Raw genomic sequence first — 15,742 nt, 5'->3', positions numbered from 1 at the left:
TGTTCGCACTGCAACATGGACAATGGGACCAGATTTGACCCGTATCTATCTCGACCATGCAGCCACGACTCCGATGCACCCCGTTGCGATAGCGGCGGTGGAGAGCGGCATGCAGCTTTGGGCGAACCCCTCGTCGCCGCATGGCGAGGGGCGGGCGGCACGCGCCTTACTGGAGGACGCGCGGCGGCGCATCGCAGCGGCCTATGGCTGGGCGCACGAAGTGGTGCTGACCAGCGGTGCAAGCGAATCGCTGGCGTTGGCGATCGGGCGCAGCGTGGTCGAACGGAGATTTGTTACTGCCGTCGAGCATGACGCGGTGTTGCGGTTGTCGGAGGGCGCGACGGTCCTGCCGGTCGAGCCGGGAGGACAGCTCAACCTCGCCGCGCTGGCGACAGCACTGGAGGCCCCCGGTCGTGGCCTGGTCTGCGTGCAATGGGCGAATAGCGAAACGGGGGTACGCCAACCGATCGCCGACATCGCAGCTATCGTCCATGCGGCTGGCGGGATTTTTCTGGTCGACGCGGCGCAGATGCCCGCGCGCGCCGATGCGGCCGTGCTGCGCCATGCCGATCTGGTGGCAGTGTCGGCGCACAAGCGCGGCGGCCCCCCGGGAATCGGCGCTTTGCTGGTTCGGGATTTCGGCGTGCTGATGCCGTCCGGCGGGCAGGAAAAGGGATATCGGGCCGGGACCGAGAATCTGCCCGGCGCGCTCGGCTATGCTGCCGCTGTCGAACTGCCCGAAGATCTGGCGAAAATGGCGCGGCTGCGGGATCGGCTGGAGGCGTCGATCGTGGCGGCTGGTGGCGTGGTGGTCGGGGCGGAGAGCCCGCGCAGCCCGCTGATCGGCGCCTATCGGATGCCGGGCGTGTCGGCTGCTGCGCAACTGATCCGCTTCGATCTCGCCGGAATAGCGGTGTCGGCTGGGAGCGCCTGTTCTTCGGGCAGCATGCGGCCCAGCCATGTGTTGACCGCAATGGGGTGGCAGGAACCCGATCTGCGCGAAGTCGTCCGGGTAAGCTTCGGCCGAACCACGACCGAGGCAGAGGTCGATCGCTTTGCCGAGCTATGGCAGGCGACTGCGGCCGATGCCCGGGCGCGGGCGGCGTGATCTATCTCGATTACCAGGCGACAACGCCGCTCGCTCCCGAAGCGCTGGCGGCGATGCTCCCCTGGCTGGAGCAGCAACACGCCAATCCACATTCGTCGCATGCGCCCGGTCGGGCGGCGAAAGCTGCGGTGGAAGTCGCCCGCGCGCAGGTCGCGGCGCTGCTCCCGGCCGGCGGCCGCGTCGCCTTCACCAGCGGCGCGACGGAGGCGCTCAACTGGGCGATCAAGGGCAGTGCCGGGCCGATCGTCACGCTCGCCACCGAACATGCCGCCGTGCTCGACACGGCGGCGGCCTCCGGGCGACCGGTGACGGTGCTGCCGGTCGGTGCCGACGGGTTGGTCGATCTGGCGGCGGCCCGCGCGGCGATTGTGCCGGGAACCGGGTTGGTCGCAGCGATGCTGGTCAACAACGAGATCGGCGTGATCCAGCCGGTCGCCGCGCTGGCCGAATTGGCGCATGCTGTCGGCGCGTTGTTCCTGTGCGACGCGGTGCAGGGCTATGGGCGGGTACCGATCCCCGACGGTTGCGATCTGGTGGCGATCTCCGCGCACAAGATTCATGGACCGAAGGGAATTGGCGCGCTCTGGATCCGCGACGGCGTTTCGCTGGCGCCGCTGCTCCATGGCGGCGGGCAGGAGGCGCCGGGTCGCTCGGGCACACTCTCGCCGGCACTGTGCGCCGGGTTCGGTGCAGCGGCGAAGCTGGCGGCAACGCGGTGGGATGCCGATGCGGCGCATGTCGCGCGGCTGTTTGCGGTTGCGTGCTGTAGGCTTGGTTTAGCTTCCCTCCCGCTTGCGGGAGGGGTCGGGGGAGGGAACGAGGTGGAGGTTCTTTCTGAAGCGCTGCCCCACGCTTTTCCGTCATCCCTTCCCGCAAGCGGGAGGGGAGAAAGCGGCTGGCATCTCAATGGCTCGGCCACGTCCCGCTACCTTGGCAACCTCAACATTCGCCGCGACGGGCTGGATGTCGCGCGATTGATGGCTGATTTGCGCGATATTGCCTTTTCGGCGGGCTCTGCCTGTGCCAGCGGGTCTGGGCGGCCTAGCCATGTGCTGCGCGCGATCGGGCTTTCCGGCGCGCAGGCGCGTTCTAGCATCCGGATCGGCTTTGGCCGCAGTACGACCGAGGAGGAATTGATGAGCGCACTCGACCGCATCGTCGCGGCCGCCGCCGCCCAGCGTGTTGCGGCATGATCCGCATACGGTTCGAAGGCGCCGACGGAAGCGCGGTGCAGGAAGTAGAGGCCGCGGCCGGCGCGCGCCTGCTGGAAGTCGCGCAACATGCCGGGCAGCCGCTGGAGGGCACATGCGAGGGGCAGATGGCCTGTTCCACTTGCCATGTCATCGTCGCGCCGGAGGATTTCGCCCGCCTGCCCGCCGCCAGCGAGGAAGAGGAAGACATGCTCGATCTGGCACTGGGCGCGGTACGGACCAGCCGCCTGGCGTGCCAGATTGTCCTCGACGAGACGCTGGACGGGCTGACGATCCGCATGCCGCGCGGCCACCGCGACATGCAGGGGCGATAGGGCACCAAACCCGGGATCGGGACTCTTCCCGATTGGCCGCAGCCGCTTCGCCAGCCATTCCGGCCTTAGCGAACGGCAGGAGGCGGACATGCGGCTGGACGGTGAGGAAAATCGCCAGACGGGGTTTGGCGTGCGCACGGCATTTTCCGTGACGCTGGTGGCTATGGCAGTGATCGCCATCGTGATTGTTGTGCGCCTGGCGCAGCTTACCGGGTGAGGCATGGGGCCACGCGGTTGTGGGCCCTCTTGCCACCCGCATCCACTTCCCCCATATGCGCCCCGGGAGTCGGGCGGACGGGATCGTCGCCAACCCGGTCAGGTCCGGAAGGAAGCAGCCGTAACGATTTCGTCCCGGGTCGTTCCGGCTCCCACCTCATCACATCGCTGACTGCACGGCTGCTATCCACAGCGGATCGCGCCTGCCGCTTCGACAAATCGAACGCGGATGCCTAGATAGGCAGCGATGTCCGATTCCCTGCTTGGCCTCGACGAACCCGCCCAGCCGCAGCGCGGCGAAGCCTATCGCGTGCTTGCCCGCAAATACCGTCCGCAGACGTTCAGCGCGCTGATCGGCCAGGACGCGATGGTCACTACGCTGGGCAACGCGATCAAGCGCGGCCGGCTGGCGCATGCATTCCTGCTGACCGGCGTGCGCGGGGTAGGCAAGACCTCGACCGCGCGGCTGATCGCCAAAGCGCTCAACTGCATCGGACCGGACGGGCAGGGCGGGCCTACGATCGACCCGTGCGGCGTGTGCGAACCTTGCCGGGCGATTGCCGAGGGGCGCCATATCGACGTGATCGAAATGGACGCCGCCAGCCACACCGGCGTCGACGATGTCCGCGAGATCATCGAGGCGTCGCGCTATGCAGCGGTTTCGGCGCGCTACAAGATCTACATTATCGACGAAGTCCATATGCTGTCGAAGAGCGCGTTCAACGCGCTGCTCAAGACGCTGGAAGAGCCGCCGGGGCATGTGAAATTCCTGTTCGCCACGACGGAGGTGAACAAGGTGCCGGTGACGGTGCTGTCGCGCTGCCAGCGCTTCGACCTGCGCCGCATTCCGGCCGAACTGCTCGCCGAGCATTTCGCCAAGGTGTGCGAGGCCGAGCATGTCGAGGCCGAACCCGAGGCGCTGGCACTGGTGGCGCGGGCGGCGGAAGGATCGGCGCGCGATGGCCTGTCGATCCTCGATCAGGCCATCGCCCATGCCGGGCTGGAAGGCGAGGGCGTCAAGGCGGAGGCGGTCCGCCAGATGCTCGGCCTGTCCGACCGCGGCGCCAATCGTGCGCTGTTCGGCACGCTGCTGGCGGGCGACGGGCAGGCGGCGCTGGCCGGGCTGCGCGCGCAATATGACCTGGGCGTCGATCCGCTGGCGGTGCTGCGTGCGTTGCTCGAGACGGTGCACGGCGTGACGCTGGTGAAGCTGGGCACGCATCGCCTGTCGGGCCAGTCGACCGAAGAGCGCGAGGCGATGGAGGAATGGGCTGGGCGCCTGTCCTTCCCGGCGCTGCACCGTTTGTGGCAGCTGTTGCTACGCGGTCACGATGAGGTCGCAAAGGCGGCACTGCCGATCGAAGCGACCGAGATGGCGCTGCTGCGCGTGATTCATGCTTCGCAACTGCCCGATCCGGGGGAGCTGGCGAAGCAGATATTGAGCGGCACCGTGGCGGTGCCGGCCGGCACGCCGCTACCCGCCGTTGCTTCGACCGCCCCCACCGGGCCGGGGCCGGCGACGGTGCAGGAAACCGGGCCGGTGCTGCCAGGCAATCTCAGCGAACTTGCCGATCATCTGGAGACGCATCGCCGGCTCCAGCTCGCGATGTTCGTGCGCGACTATATGCGGCCGGTGCGGTTCGAAAACAGCGAAATCGATTTTGGCGCGGCGCGCCCGCTGCCGCAGGATTTTGTGCGTGAACTGGGCGCGGCGCTGAAGGAGAGCACCGGCGTGCACTGGAAGGTGACGCTGGTCGAAGGCGCCACCGCGATGACGCTGCGCGAGGAGCAGGCTGCCAGGGAAACCGCGGAACGCGAAGCGGTGCTCGCTTCGCCGATCGTCGCGGCCGCCATGCAGGCATTTCCAGACGCCGAGCTGATCGGCTGGACCAAGACCGGGAGTGACGGATGAAGAGTCTCGAAGACATCATGGCCATGGCGCAGAACGTCCAGGCCGAGCTGACCAAGGCGCAGGCGAGCCTCGACACGGTCGAGGTCGAAGGTGTTTCGGGCGGCGGGCTCGTAAAGGTGAAGGCCAGCGCCAAGGGGCGCATCATCGGCATCGCCATCGACGATTCGCTGATGGCAGTTTCCGAGAAGGCGATGCTTGAGGATTTGCTCGCAGCCGCCTTCAACGATGCGCGGGTGAAGGCGGACGCCGCCTCGCAAGAAGCCATGAGCAAGATGACTAGCGGCCTGCCGCTGCCGCCGGGCTTCAAGCTCCCGTTCTGATACAACGGGTTAGGGGAACCAATGATCGGCTCCCTCGGTTGCTGTCGCCAGGTAACCGAGGAGAGACGATCATGGCAGACCGTATCGTAGAAGACGGCGTCGCGACCGACCGCGCGACGCACACCACGGTAATCGAACGGCGCGGCGGTGGGGGCGGCGTGGCATTGCTCGCGATCGTCCTGCTGCTGGCAGTGGCGGTCGGCGCATTCTACCTCATCAACCAGAACCGCCGCGAAAATGTGAAGACCGATGCAGTCACCAGCGCCGCCAAAGACGTGGGCGACGCCGCGAAAGACGTAGGCGACGCGGCGAAGGACGCTACGAAGAAATAGTGGCTGAGCGCCGCCGTAAGAGCGGCAGAACCTGCGTCTGGACGAGAGGCGCCAAAGAAATCGTTGTCGCCTGATCGGGATCGAACCAGATCGCTTCCGCTATTTCCGCGGCTGCGCGCGGTTCCTGCCGGGCAGGCAGCCGAAATAGCTCGGCGACGACCGTGTATCCTTGTTCGTTCGCAGCAGGGGCTTGGAACTGCCCGAGCGGTTGGGCTTTCGCGCCAGGCGTGAGCCCAATTTCTTCGGCGAGTTCGCGACGAAGTGCCTCCAGCGCGGTTTCGCCGGGATCGATCTTGCCGCCGGGCAGCATGAACCGCTCGGTCCCGGTCTTGCGCACGAGAAGCAGGCGGCCGGCGCTGTCTTCGATGACTGCGGCAGCGATGCGGATCGTGGGGCTTACTTCAGGCACCTGTCGAGCCCGTTGCCCGCAACCACGTTGATCCGCGCGTTGATGCGGTTGCCGTAGCGGCGGGTATAGCCGCGCGGGTCGATCGCGGCGCGCTTCTTCGGCAGGGGCAGGACGGCGGCGATCAGGGCTGCCTCGCGGTCGGAAAGGTGCGAGGCATCGTGGTCGAAATAGCGCATCGCCCCCGCGTTGACGCCATAGGTGCCGATCCCCGTCTCGGCGACGTTCAGATACACTTCCATGATCCGTCGTTTGCCCCAGATATTCTCGATGAGGACGGTGAACCACGCCTCCAGCCCCTTGCGGAAGTATCCGCCACCTTGCCAGAGGAACACATTCTTCGCGGTTTGCTGGCTGATCGTCGAACCGCCGCGGATGGTGTGGCCGCCCTGGGCGTTGCGCTGATAGGCCTTTTCCATCGCCGCCAGGTCGAAGCCGTGATGCTGGCAGAAGCGCGAATCCTCCGCCGCAATCGCCGCACGGGCCATGCTGGGGTCGATGCGGTCGAGAGACATCCATTGCCGCGTCGCGCCGTGGCCGCCGAGCATGTCGCCGATCATCGTCCAGGTGATCGGCGGCGCAAGGAAGCGATAGACCGTCACCATGAACAGCGACAGCAGCACGAATCCGAGCACGAGCTGCACCAGCAATACCAGCAGGCGGCGCCACCAGGGCTTTGCACCGGTCGAGGTGCGACGGCGTGGAAAGGCGGAGCGTGAACGGGTGCGAGTCTGCATCACCGCGCTCCCATGCCCCAGCCGGGGTGGTTGCCGCAATCCGGCGGGAACCGTATCGCCGATCAGTGTGCGGCGAGCAGGCGGCGGTCGCCGGCCAGCCGCATCATCGCCTTTTGCAGCTTCTCGAACGCCCGCACCTCGATCTGGCGGACACGCTCGCGCGACACGCCATAGACCTGGCTCAGTTCCTCCAGCGTCTTCGGATCATCGGTAAGGCGACGCTCGGTCAGAATGTGCTTCTCGCGCTCATTGAGGTCTTCCATCGCCGAGACGAGCATCTCGTGGCGGACATCGGCTTCCTGCGCTTCGGCGACGGCCTCGTCCTGCAGCGGGCCTTCATCGGCCAGCCAGTCCTGCCACTGGCTTTCGCCATCCTCGCGCATCGGCACGTTGAGCGACGTATCGCCGCCCATCGCCATGCGGCGGTTCATCGAAGTGACTTCTTCCTCGGTCACGCCGAGGTCGGTGGCGATCTTGGCGAGATTTTCGGGGCTCAGATCGCCATCGTCGAACGCATCGAGCTTGGCCTTCATCCGGCGCAGGTTGAAGAACAGCTTCTTCTGCGCGGCGGTGGTGCCCATCTTCACCAGGCTCCACGAACGCAGGATGAATTCCTGGATCGAGGCGCGGATCCACCACATCGCATAGGTGGCGAGGCGGAATCCCCGATCGGGCTCGAATTTCTTCACGCCTTGCATCAGGCCGATATTGCCTTCGGAAATCAACTCCGACACCGGCAGGCCATAGCCGCGATAGCCCATCGCGATCTTCGCGACGAGCCGCAGGTGCGACGTGACGAGCTGCGCCGCCGCATCGGTGTCGCCATGTTCCTGAAACCGCTTGGCGAGCATATATTCCTGCTCCGGGCTCAGGATCGGAAATTTCTTGATCTCGGCCAGATAGCGATTGAGGCTCGCCTCGCCGCCGAGCGCGGGAATCGTCGCGGGGACGTTGCTGCCGCTAGCCATGATCATGTCTCCCTTTCCTTGCCGGCACCCTGTCCGCTGGACGGAGTCGAACGCCGGTAACCTCATACGAGAAGCTGGTTGAACAGTTCCTGCATGTCTGCAGGTATTTCGCTATCAAACGCCAAAGCGTTACTATTTATCGGGTGGATGAACCCGAGCCGCGCCGCATGCAAGGCCTGGCGCCGGAAACCCAGATTTGCCAGAATCTCGCGATGGGCGGAACGCATACTTCCATATAGAGGGTCACCCACCAGCGGGTGACCGATCGACGCCATGTGGACGCGCACCTGATGCGTGCGGCCGGTTTCCAGCCGGCATTCGACCAATGTTGCGTCGCGAAGTTTATGAAGTTTAGTCCAGTGCGTGATTGCGTGCTTGCCCTGGCCGGGGGAGCAGACGGCGATTTTCTTGCGGTTCGCGGGCGAGCGGGCGAGCGCGGCGTTCACCGTGCCTTCCGCCTTCACGATGGTGCCGCCGGCGATCGCGCGATAGCGACGGTCGATACTGTGCGCCTTGAACTGGCGGGCAAGCCCTTCATGCGCACGATCGGTCTTCGCCGCGACCATCAGGCCGGACGTATCCTTGTCGATCCGGTGGACGATGCCCGGCCGCGCCACCCCGCCAATGCCCGAAAGCTGGCCAGCGCAGTGGTGGAGCAGGGCATTGACCAGCGTGCCGTCGAGATTGCCCGCGGCGGGATGGACGACCAGCCCGGCGGGTTTATCGATCACGATCAGGTGCTCGTCCTCGAACACCACGTTCAGCGGAATGTCCTGCGCTTCGTTATGGGCAGGTTTCGGATCGGGTACGGCGACCCGGAAGAGCGCGCCGCCGGCCGCCTTGCGCGCGGGATCGCGCGCCAGCCCGCCATCGGGGCCGGTGACGGCGCCCGAGGAGATGAGCGCCTTCAGCCGCTCGCGCGACAGCGTGGGCAGCGCATCGGCCAGCGCGCGGTCGAGCCGCCAGCCATGCGCGCCTTCCGCGATCCGCGCTTCAATGATGGAAACCCCCTGATCCATGTTTTACGGGAAATGGGCATGCGCGTTACGATTTCAAGATCCGTACTGACCGGTATGAAAAAAGCTGCCGCAGCGGCTGCGCCGGCAGAGGCGTGCGGGCTGCTGTTCGGGGCGGAGGAGACAATCACCGCCTTTTCCGAGACCCGGAACGTCAGCGAAACACCCGAGACCCACTTCGAGATCGACCCCGCGGCGCTGTTCGCAGCGCTGCGGGCGGAGCGTGCCGGCGGGCCGGCCCTGATCGGCTATTGGCATTCGCACCCAAGCGGCGACGCGATGCCCTCCGAAACCGACGCGGCGATGGCGGCGCCCGACGGCAAGCTTTGGGTGATTGTGGCAGGGGATACGGTGACCTGCTGGCGCGCGGGGAAGCAGGGGCGGCGGGGGCGGTTTGCCTCGATACCGCTGGACTTGGCCGATTGAGCCTCGCCTGGTCTAACGCGCTTCTTCCGCAGCGATCTGGCGGAGTGCCTGTTCGAAGGCTTCGGGCGGCTGGCCGCCGCTGATCAGATAGCGGTCGTTGACGACAATCGCTGGGACTGCGTCGATGCCCCGGCTGCGCCATAGCGTTTCTTCGGCGCGAACTTCCTCTGCATAGCGCCCGCTGTCGATGATTTCGGCCGCCGCCTCCGCGTCGAGCCCGGCTTGGGCGGCTGCGTCGATCAGCGTGGCGCGTTCCGCCGGGTTGCGGCCTTCCGTGAAATAGGCGGCGAACAGCGCGTGTTTCAACGCCTGTTGACGTCCGCTCTGCCCGGCCCAGTGGAGCAAGCGATGCGCGTCAAACGTGTTGTAGATGCGGCTCTCGTCCGTCATCGCCATGGTGAAGCCAAGCGCGCCGGCGCGTTCGCCGATCATCGCGCGGGTGCTCGCCGACTGTTCGGCGCTCGCACCATATTTGCGGCCGATATGCTCGACGATATTTTCGCCCTCGGGTGCCATGTCCGGGTTGAGTTCGAACGGGTGGAAGGTGATTTCCGCCGAAACGCTGCCCTCCAGCCGATCCAGCGCCTCCTCCAGCCCGCGCAGGCCGATCACGCACCAGGGGCAAACGACGTCGGAGACAAAGTCGATCTTGAGCGGGCGGGGCATGGCGATCCTTCTTATGACGAACGTTAGCCTAGGCGCTTTTGCCTCCGCGCCGCAATCACGCGCGGCCAGGGAGGCAGAGCAGACCTCCACACGGAACGTTCCGCCCCTCCTGCCGTTGACGCCGCCTGCGGAACTGCAGGGAGGATGCGCTGATGCTTTGGACGATCGTTGTTATTTTGCTGGTGCTTTGGCTGCTTGGCTTTTCCCTGCACCTTGCCGGCGGCATCATCCATATCCTGCTGGTGATCGCGCTGATCGTCGGGCTGGTGCAGCTGTTCACCGGTCGCAGGGTCTAGCCGCGTGCGGCGGGGCGCTTGCCGGCGCATCGTCCCGCCACATACGGGTTTTTCCGTGCGGCGGGCCGACGTCGCAATGCTTGCAGCTTCGTGCCCGCTGCGCCAAAGAGGGCACGAAGCGGGAGCCCGAATACCTTGAATATCAGCCCAACCGATTTTGCGAGCCTTCTCTGTTCGCGCCTGTGCCACGACCTGCTGAGCCCGGTTGGCGCGCTCAACAATGGCCTGGAACTGCTTGCCGACGAGCATGATCCGGAAATGCGCGCGCGCTGCCTGGAGCTGCTGAGCGAAAGCGCGCGGGCGAGTGCCAACAAGCTGAAATTCTTCCGTCTGGCGTTCGGCGCCGCCGGCGGCTTTGGCGAAACGGTCGATACGCGCGAGGCGCAGGCGGCGCTGGAGGGGCTGTTCGGCGACAATCACCGGGTGAAGATCGGCTGGATGGTCGAGGAGCCGGTGATGCCGAAACAGGCGATCAAGGTGCTGCTCAACCTGGCGCTGATCGGCGGCGACGCGCTGATCCGCGGTGGCCAGCTCGACATCGGGGCCGAGACCAGCGACGGCATCATCGAAATCGTCATCCGTGCCGACGGGCCGCGGATCGTGCTCGACCCTGAGCTGCGCAGCGCGCTGGCCGGCGGGCGCGAGGAAATTCCGATCACCCCGCGCGCGGCCGCGGCCTATCTGGCGCATGCGCTCGTCACCCAGACGGGCGGCGATCTGCAGGTGAGCCCGCCCGATTCCGAAGTGCTGCTGTTCGGCGCCTCGTTCCGGGTGAACTGAGCGCCCGCCCGGCTGTCAGCGCCGGGCGATTTGCGAGGCGCGGGGGGGCTGGCGGGCGGTGCGCGCCTCGCGCAGCGTCGCGGCGCTCTTGCCCTCGGCGCCCGTAGCGCGCTTCGGCACCGCGATCCGCTGCGACAGATAAATGCCGTTATGGCCTGAGCAGATATAGGCAACGAAACAGGCGACGGTGATCGGCACGGCATGGCCCGCGCCGAACAGCTCGATTCCCATGATCGTGCAGGCGAGCGGCGTGTTGGCCGCACCGGCAAACACCGCGACGAAGCCCAGTCCCGCGAACAGGTCCACCGGCGCACCCAGCACCCCCGCCAGCGCATTGCCCAGCGCCGCGCCGATGAAGAATAGCGGCGTGACTTCGCCGCCCTTGAAGCCCGCGCTCAGCGTGACGACGGTGAACAGCATCTTGAGCGCCCAGCTCCAATGGTCCACCGGCCCGGTGAAAAAGCCGGCAATGGTCGGATCGCCGGGGATGGCGGACCAGACGCCCAGACCCAGATAGGCGCGGGTGCCGGTAATCCACACCAGCGCGATGACCAGCAGCCCGCCCAGCGCCGCGCGCGCCGGGCCATAAGGGATGCGGCGCTTCAGCAACCCGCCGAGCGCATGGTTCGCTTCGGCAAAGGTGAGGCCGGCCAGTCCGAAGGCGACACCCGCCACCGCCGCCTTGGCGACGAGCAGCGGTGCGGCGAACAGGCTGCCGCTCTCCGGCGCGACATAGCGGATGGCATAGGGCGTATGATGGATGCCCCAGGCATGGCAGGTCCAGTCGCCCACCAGCGCGGCCAGCAGGCAGGCCAGAATGCCGGCATATTCGATCCGCCCTACCGCCAGCACTTCCAGCGCGAACACGGCGCCCGCCAGCGGCGTGCCGAATACCGCGCCGAAGCCGGCCGCGACTCCGGCCATCAGCACGATGCGGACGCCGGCGGCATCGAGCCGCAGCCGGCTGGCAAAGGCGCTCGCCATGCTGCCGCCCAGTTGCACGGCGGTGCCCTCGCGCCCTGCCGACCCGCCGAACATATGCGTCGCGATGGTGCCCAGGAACACCAGCGGTGCCATGCGCAGCGGCACACCGCCGCCGGGTTCGTGGATCTGCTCGACGATCAGGTTGTTGCCGGCTTCGACCGAACGCCCCAGCCGGTGGTAGAGCAGGGCGATCGCGGCGCCGCCCGCGGGCAACAGGTACAGCAGCCAGGGATGGTCGAACCGCGCGCGCGTCGCCGCATCGAGGCTCCATAGAAAGGCGGCGCATAACGTGCCGACCAGCGCGGCCAGTGGCAGCAGGATCAGCGCCCAGCCTATGGCCGACAGGGCATGCGCGTGCCGGTCGCGGAAAAGGGCGGCCCCATCGAAGCGGTTATAGAGATTACGAAAAGTTGCGCGCACGATTCCTCCTTGCTGCCTTGCGGCGCCTGGTAGGAATCATCGTCCCTTGTCAGGGCGGTTCGGCCGAGATGGCCCGGCGGAAATCCATCGCCTTGGCGCGCCCTATGCCGTCGCCGCGCTGCAGCGTCAACCGGGCGGGGAAGATGGTGCCGCATCCGTGGCCACCGGTTGACCCCCTCCGCGCCCTGCGCCAAAGCGCTCCCCAAGATTTTCAGGGTGACCGAACTTGTCCGAACCTCTCAGCTTCCAGCGCATGATCCTGACGCTCCATGACTATTGGAGCACGCGCGGCTGCCTGATCCTGCAGCCCTATGACATGCGGATGGGCGCGGGCACCTTCCACCCCGCCACCACGTTGCGCGCGCTGGGGCCGGAGCCGTGGAACGCCGCCTTCGTCCAGCCGTGCCGCCGCCCGACCGACGGCCGCTATGGCGAGAACCCCAACCGGCTCCAGCATTATTACCAGTATCAGGTGATCCTGAAGCCGAGCCCGGCGGACCTGCAGGAACTGTATCTGGGCTCGCTGGCGGCGATCGGCATCGATTTCACCAAGCACGACATCCGTTTCGTCGAGGACGATTGGGAATCGCCGACGCTGGGCGCCTGGGGGCTGGGCTGGGAAGTGTGGTGCGACGGGATGGAAGTCACCCAGTTCACCTATTTCCAGCAGATGGGCGGGTTCGACTGCAAGCCGGTGGCGGGCGAGCTGACCTATGGGCTCGAGCGGTTGGCTATGTACATCCAGAATAAGGACAGCGTGTACGACCTCGCCTTCAACGACGAAGGCGTGACGTATGGCGACGTGTTCCTGGAAAATGAGCGCCAGATGTCGACGTGGAACTTCGAGGTGGCGGACACCGACGCGCTGTTCGACCTGTTCCGCAAGGCTGCGGCCGAGTGCGAGCGCTCGCTGGAGGCGAAGCTGCCGATCCCGGCCTATGAGCAGGCGATCGAGGCGAGCCACATCTTCAACCTGCTGAACGCGCGCGGCGTGATCTCGGTGGCGGAGCGCCAGGCCTATATCGGCCGGGTACGCGATCTGGCGAAGGGCGCCTGCGCGGCGTGGATGGAAAAGAACGGGTGGGCGGCGTGATGCTCCCCCGTTTCACGCGAAGGCGCGAAGGCGCAAAGAAGTTTTGGGTTCACGCGGAGGCGCGGAGACGCGGAGTCAGTGTTCGCCGCGCCAGCGGCTCTCTCTCGACCGCGCTGACCACATCTCGCTCGATGATTGGGGCGGCTGACGCCGCCGCGCGACCTGTATCCTCCGCGTCTCCGCGCCTCCGCGTGAACCAATCTTCTTCCTTCCTTTGCGCCTTCGCGCCTTTGCGTGAAAAGAAATTATGACCGACTTCCTCCTCGAACTCCGTTCTGAAGAAATCCCCGCGCGTATGCAGGAAAAGGCGCGTGAGGATCTCGCGCGCCTGTTTGCGGCCGAGCTGGACAAGGCGGGCCTGAAGGCCGCCGAGACGGTCAGCTATGCGACGCCGCGCCGACTTGCACTGATCCTGAAGGGCCTGCCCGATGAGACCGCCGCCGTCTCCGAAGAGACCAAGGGGCCGCGCGTCGGTGCGCCGCCGCAGGCGCTGGAAGGGTTCCTGCGCAAGACCGGGCTGACCACCGACCGGCTGGAGGAGCGCGACGGCATCTATTTCGCGGTGGTCAACAAGCCCGGCCGCGCGACGGCGCAAGTGCTGGCTGAGGCGATTCCCGCCGTGATCCGCGCCTTTCCCTGGCCCAAGTCGATGCGCTGGGGGGCGGCGTCGCTCTCCACCGAAAGCCTGCGCTGGGTGCGCCCGCTGCAGGGAATCGTCGCGCTGTTCGGCAGCAATGTGGTGCCGTGCGAAATCGCGGGGGTGACGAGCGGCGCGGCGACGGTGGGGCACCGCTTCCACCATCCGGGTGCGATCACGATCGGATCGGCTTCGGACTATGTTGAGAAGCTGCGCGCCTGCCATGTTATCGTCGACGGGGCGGAGCGCCGCGCGATCATCGCGGTCGGCGCCAAGATGGCCGCGCAGCGCGAAGGGCTGAGCCTGATCGAGGACGAAGGACTGCTATACGAGAATGCCGGGCTGACCGAATGGCCGATGCCGCTGCTCGGCCGGTTCGACGAAGCGTTCCTGGCGGTGCCGCCCGAAGTGATCCAGCTCACCGCGCGCGTGAACCAGAAATATTTCGTCTGCCGTGATGACGCGGGCAAGCTGGCCAACGCGTTCGTGTGCCTCGCGAATGTCGATGCGGCCGATGGCGGGGAAAAGATCGTCGCGGGCAACCAGAAGGTGCTGGCGGCGCGGCTGAGCGATGCGCGCTTCTTCTACGAGACGGACCTGAAGGTGCCGCTCGGCGAGCAGGCAAGCAAGCTGGAGAAGATCGTCTTCCACGAAAAGCTCCGTAGTGTTGCTCACAAAGTAGAGCGGGTGGCCAGACTTGCTGAGTGGCTAGCGGCCGAGCGCATCGTGCCGGATTGCGATCCGCAGCTCGCGCGCCGCGCGGCCGAACTCGCCAAAGCGGACCTCGTTACTGGGATGGTTGGCGAGTTCCCTGAGCTCCAAGGACTAATGGGCGGGTATTATGCCGCGGCACAGGGCGAACACCCGGCGGTCGCGGCAGCAATTCGCGACCACTACAAGCCGGTCGGGCAAAGCGATGACGTTCCCACCGAGCCCATCACGGTTGCGGTAGCCTTGGCAGATAAGTTGGACACAATTGCTTCGTTTTTCGCTATCAATGAAAAGCCGAGCGGTTCACGCGATCCGTTTGCTCTACGTCGATCGGCGTTGGGCGTGATCGCGTTGATAAACGAGAATAGCATTCGCCTGCCCCTCTCGATTCCGGTCGTGCGGACACTCGCAGTGCTTCTTGGGGGTGCGAGCGGTGAGGCTGACGCACATGCCTTCGAAACCGGCGTTCGTTTCTTGGAAGCCGCCGGTGTAAGCCTCACTGATGCTGCCCGCGTCGAGATGCAAAAGGTGGCGCTGGACAGGGCGCTAGACAAGGCGTCACCCATCTACGACGAGGTAGTTGAGCCGGCGATCAAGAATGTGCTCGACTTCTTCGCCGACCGCTTAAAGGTCCAGCAGCGCGAAGCCGGGGTTCGCCACGATCTGATCGACGCGGTGTTCGCGCTCGGCGGCGAGGACGATCTCGTCCGGCTGCTCGCTCGGGTGAAGGCGTTGCAGGCGTTCGTTACTACCGAGGACGGCGCCAACCTGCTCGCCGGGTACAAGCGTGCGGCGAATATCCTCAAGAAGGAAGGTGTCGTCATCTCCAGTGCTCCTGCGGAAGCAGGAGCCCAGGGTAGCGAAGGACCGGGTAACCCTGGGCCCCTGCTTTCGCAGGGGAACGGGTTTCCTTACGAAGCCGAACCCGCCGAGGCGGCGCTGGCTGCTGCGCTCGACGCGGCGGAACCCAAGGCGGCGGAGGCGATTGCGGCGGAGGATTTCGAAGGCGCCATGGCGGCGCTCGCCACGCTGCGCGGGCCGATCGATGCCTTTTTCGACCAGGTGACGGTCAACGACGCGGATCCAGCCAAGCGCACTGCCCGGCTCGGCTTGCTGGCGCGGATGCGTGATGCGGTGCACAAGGTGGCGGACTTCAGCCGGATCGAAGGGTGAAGTCGCGCCCATTTAT

Annotated in this window: 18 protein-coding genes, 1 other RNA gene and 1 riboswitch; of the genes, 13 read left to right on the top strand and 6 right to left on the bottom strand. The window is 66.2% G+C overall.

The window, feature by feature from the left end; genetic code table 11:
- The first annotated feature begins 22 nt into the window (after window positions 1-22).
- From ACT53M_RS14260 to ACT53M_RS14225, 8 genes are all read left to right on the top strand, one after another.
- The gene (locus ACT53M_RS14260; protein WP_476234139.1) at window positions 23-1,108 is read left to right on the top strand and encodes a cysteine desulfurase family protein; all 1,086 of its coding nucleotides are present in this window, start codon (window positions 23-25) and stop codon (window positions 1,106-1,108) included.
- Complete coding sequence (locus ACT53M_RS14255) at window positions 1,105-2,301, top strand: cysteine desulfurase family protein (RefSeq protein WP_476234178.1); 1,197 nt, start codon at window positions 1,105-1,107, stop codon at window positions 2,299-2,301. Before ACT53M_RS14260 ends, ACT53M_RS14255 begins: the two co-directional genes overlap by 4 nt.
- Entirely contained in the window at window positions 2,298-2,633 is a 336-nt protein-coding gene (locus ACT53M_RS14250) for a 2Fe-2S iron-sulfur cluster-binding protein (RefSeq protein ID WP_476234138.1), read from the top strand. The genes ACT53M_RS14255 and ACT53M_RS14250 overlap by 4 nt, the downstream gene beginning before the upstream one ends.
- A gap of 88 nt (window positions 2,634-2,721) precedes the next feature.
- Window positions 2,722-2,850: a hypothetical protein gene (locus ACT53M_RS14245; protein ID WP_476234137.1), complete on the top strand. Its 129-nt coding sequence runs from the start codon at window positions 2,722-2,724 to the stop codon at window positions 2,848-2,850.
- A gap of 61 nt (window positions 2,851-2,911) precedes the next feature.
- An RNA gene (gene ffs / locus ACT53M_RS14240) (signal recognition particle sRNA small type) lies at window positions 2,912-3,009 on the top strand.
- A gap of 87 nt (window positions 3,010-3,096) precedes the next feature.
- Window positions 3,097-4,761 (top strand): DNA polymerase III subunit gamma/tau, encoded by a 1,665-nt coding sequence (locus tag ACT53M_RS14235; protein WP_476227148.1) that lies wholly within the window; start codon window positions 3,097-3,099, stop codon window positions 4,759-4,761.
- Window positions 4,758-5,081: a YbaB/EbfC family nucleoid-associated protein gene (locus ACT53M_RS14230; protein ID WP_476227149.1), complete on the top strand. Its 324-nt coding sequence runs from the start codon at window positions 4,758-4,760 to the stop codon at window positions 5,079-5,081. The genes ACT53M_RS14235 and ACT53M_RS14230 overlap by 4 nt, the downstream gene beginning before the upstream one ends.
- A 71-nt stretch (window positions 5,082-5,152) precedes the next feature.
- On the top strand, window positions 5,153-5,413 hold the full coding sequence (locus ACT53M_RS14225; RefSeq protein ID WP_476227150.1) for a hypothetical protein: 261 nt from the start codon (window positions 5,153-5,155) through the stop codon (window positions 5,411-5,413).
- On the opposite strand, the gene ACT53M_RS14220 is transcribed toward ACT53M_RS14225, so the two are convergent.
- The 4 genes from ACT53M_RS14220 to ACT53M_RS14205 all read right to left on the bottom strand — a co-directional run bounded on the left by ACT53M_RS14220 (window position 5,400) and on the right by ACT53M_RS14205 (window position 8,543).
- A complete protein-coding gene (locus ACT53M_RS14220) occupies window positions 5,400-5,822 on the bottom strand; it encodes an NUDIX hydrolase (protein ID WP_476227151.1) in 423 nt (140 codons plus the stop codon). The two genes, ACT53M_RS14225 and ACT53M_RS14220, sit on opposite strands and share 14 nt — an antisense overlap.
- Window positions 5,810-6,556, bottom strand: coding sequence for a monofunctional biosynthetic peptidoglycan transglycosylase (gene mtgA / locus ACT53M_RS14215; protein WP_476234136.1), 747 nt, complete (start codon window positions 6,554-6,556; stop codon window positions 5,810-5,812). The genes ACT53M_RS14220 and mtgA overlap by 13 nt, the downstream gene beginning before the upstream one ends.
- A 62-nt stretch (window positions 6,557-6,618) precedes the next feature.
- The gene (gene rpoH / locus ACT53M_RS14210) at window positions 6,619-7,524 is read right to left on the bottom strand and encodes an RNA polymerase sigma factor RpoH (protein ID WP_476234177.1); all 906 of its coding nucleotides are present in this window, start codon (window positions 7,522-7,524) and stop codon (window positions 6,619-6,621) included.
- A gap of 62 nt (window positions 7,525-7,586) precedes the next feature.
- On the bottom strand, window positions 7,587-8,543 hold the full coding sequence (locus tag ACT53M_RS14205; RefSeq protein ID WP_476234135.1) for an RluA family pseudouridine synthase: 957 nt from the start codon (window positions 8,541-8,543) through the stop codon (window positions 7,587-7,589).
- Window positions 8,544-8,555: 12 nt separating this feature from the next.
- Between ACT53M_RS14205 and ACT53M_RS14200 the strand changes: the two genes are divergently transcribed.
- Window positions 8,556-8,966, top strand: coding sequence for a M67 family metallopeptidase (locus tag ACT53M_RS14200; protein ID WP_476234176.1), 411 nt, complete (start codon window positions 8,556-8,558; stop codon window positions 8,964-8,966).
- 12 nt (window positions 8,967-8,978) lie between these two features.
- Here ACT53M_RS14200 and ACT53M_RS14195 read toward each other — a convergent pair whose 3' ends face one another.
- On the bottom strand, window positions 8,979-9,632 hold the full coding sequence (locus ACT53M_RS14195; RefSeq protein WP_476234134.1) for a DsbA family oxidoreductase: 654 nt from the start codon (window positions 9,630-9,632) through the stop codon (window positions 8,979-8,981).
- A gap of 152 nt (window positions 9,633-9,784) precedes the next feature.
- Here ACT53M_RS14195 and ACT53M_RS14190 point away from each other — a divergent pair, with 152 nt between their 5' ends.
- Both ACT53M_RS14190 and ACT53M_RS14185 read left to right on the top strand, forming a co-directional pair.
- Window positions 9,785-9,928, top strand: coding sequence for a lmo0937 family membrane protein (locus tag ACT53M_RS14190; protein WP_476227157.1), 144 nt, complete (start codon window positions 9,785-9,787; stop codon window positions 9,926-9,928).
- A gap of 135 nt (window positions 9,929-10,063) precedes the next feature.
- On the top strand, window positions 10,064-10,708 hold the full coding sequence (locus ACT53M_RS14185) for a histidine phosphotransferase family protein (RefSeq protein WP_476227158.1): 645 nt from the start codon (window positions 10,064-10,066) through the stop codon (window positions 10,706-10,708).
- Between the two features lie 15 nt (window positions 10,709-10,723).
- On the opposite strand, the gene ACT53M_RS14180 is transcribed toward ACT53M_RS14185, so the two are convergent.
- Window positions 10,724-12,112, bottom strand: a complete 1,389-nt coding sequence (locus ACT53M_RS14180) for a voltage-gated chloride channel family protein (protein ID WP_476234133.1) — start codon at window positions 12,110-12,112, stop codon at window positions 10,724-10,726.
- Window positions 12,113-12,135: 23 nt separating this feature from the next.
- Window positions 12,136-12,213, bottom strand: a riboswitch (Fluoride riboswitch).
- A gap of 152 nt (window positions 12,214-12,365) precedes the next feature.
- On the opposite strand from ACT53M_RS14180, the gene ACT53M_RS14175 reads away from it, so the two are divergent.
- Together ACT53M_RS14175 and glyS are read left to right on the top strand one after the other, a co-directional pair.
- Window positions 12,366-13,205, top strand: a complete 840-nt coding sequence (locus ACT53M_RS14175; protein WP_476234174.1) for a glycine--tRNA ligase subunit alpha — start codon at window positions 12,366-12,368, stop codon at window positions 13,203-13,205.
- 247 nt (window positions 13,206-13,452) lie between these two features.
- Window positions 13,453-15,726, top strand: a complete 2,274-nt coding sequence (gene glyS, locus ACT53M_RS14170; RefSeq protein ID WP_476234132.1) for a glycine--tRNA ligase subunit beta — start codon at window positions 13,453-13,455, stop codon at window positions 15,724-15,726.
- Window positions 15,727-15,742: the final 16 nt, after the last annotated feature.

Source organism: Sphingomonas sp. DMC6 (genome assembly GCF_056314225.1).
The sequence above is the reverse complement of the archived record's forward strand: the minus strand, read 5'-3'. Positions and strand labels throughout refer to the sequence as shown.

What these genes read in the sequence shown, in the direction of transcription:
- ACT53M_RS14190 (WP_476227157.1), top strand. Translation starts at nt 9,785, where the DNA reads ATGCTTTGGACGATCGTTGTTATTTTGCTGGTGCTTTGGCTGCTTGGC.
- ACT53M_RS14245 (WP_476234137.1), top strand. Translation starts at nt 2,722, where the DNA reads ATGCGGCTGGACGGTGAGGAAAATCGCCAGACGGGGTTTGGCGTGCGC.
- ACT53M_RS14205 (WP_476234135.1), bottom strand. Translation starts at nt 8,543, where the DNA reads ATGGATCAGGGGGTTTCCATCATTGAAGCGCGGATCGCGGAAGGCGCG.
- ACT53M_RS14250 (WP_476234138.1), top strand. Translation starts at nt 2,298, where the DNA reads ATGATCCGCATACGGTTCGAAGGCGCCGACGGAAGCGCGGTGCAGGAA.
- ACT53M_RS14195 (WP_476234134.1), bottom strand. Translation starts at nt 9,632, where the DNA reads ATGCCCCGCCCGCTCAAGATCGACTTTGTCTCCGACGTCGTTTGCCCC.
- ACT53M_RS14225 (WP_476227150.1), top strand. Translation starts at nt 5,153, where the DNA reads ATGGCAGACCGTATCGTAGAAGACGGCGTCGCGACCGACCGCGCGACG.
- ACT53M_RS14260 (WP_476234139.1), top strand. Translation starts at nt 23, where the DNA reads ATGGGACCAGATTTGACCCGTATCTATCTCGACCATGCAGCCACGACT.
- ACT53M_RS14235 (WP_476227148.1), top strand. Translation starts at nt 3,097, where the DNA reads ATGTCCGATTCCCTGCTTGGCCTCGACGAACCCGCCCAGCCGCAGCGC.
- rpoH (WP_476234177.1), bottom strand. Translation starts at nt 7,524, where the DNA reads ATGGCTAGCGGCAGCAACGTCCCCGCGACGATTCCCGCGCTCGGCGGC.
- ACT53M_RS14175 (WP_476234174.1), top strand. Translation starts at nt 12,366, where the DNA reads ATGATCCTGACGCTCCATGACTATTGGAGCACGCGCGGCTGCCTGATC.
- ACT53M_RS14200 (WP_476234176.1), top strand. Translation starts at nt 8,556, where the DNA reads ATGGGCATGCGCGTTACGATTTCAAGATCCGTACTGACCGGTATGAAA.
- ACT53M_RS14230 (WP_476227149.1), top strand. Translation starts at nt 4,758, where the DNA reads ATGAAGAGTCTCGAAGACATCATGGCCATGGCGCAGAACGTCCAGGCC.
- mtgA (WP_476234136.1), bottom strand. Translation starts at nt 6,556, where the DNA reads ATGCAGACTCGCACCCGTTCACGCTCCGCCTTTCCACGCCGTCGCACC.
- glyS (WP_476234132.1), top strand. Translation starts at nt 13,453, where the DNA reads ATGACCGACTTCCTCCTCGAACTCCGTTCTGAAGAAATCCCCGCGCGT.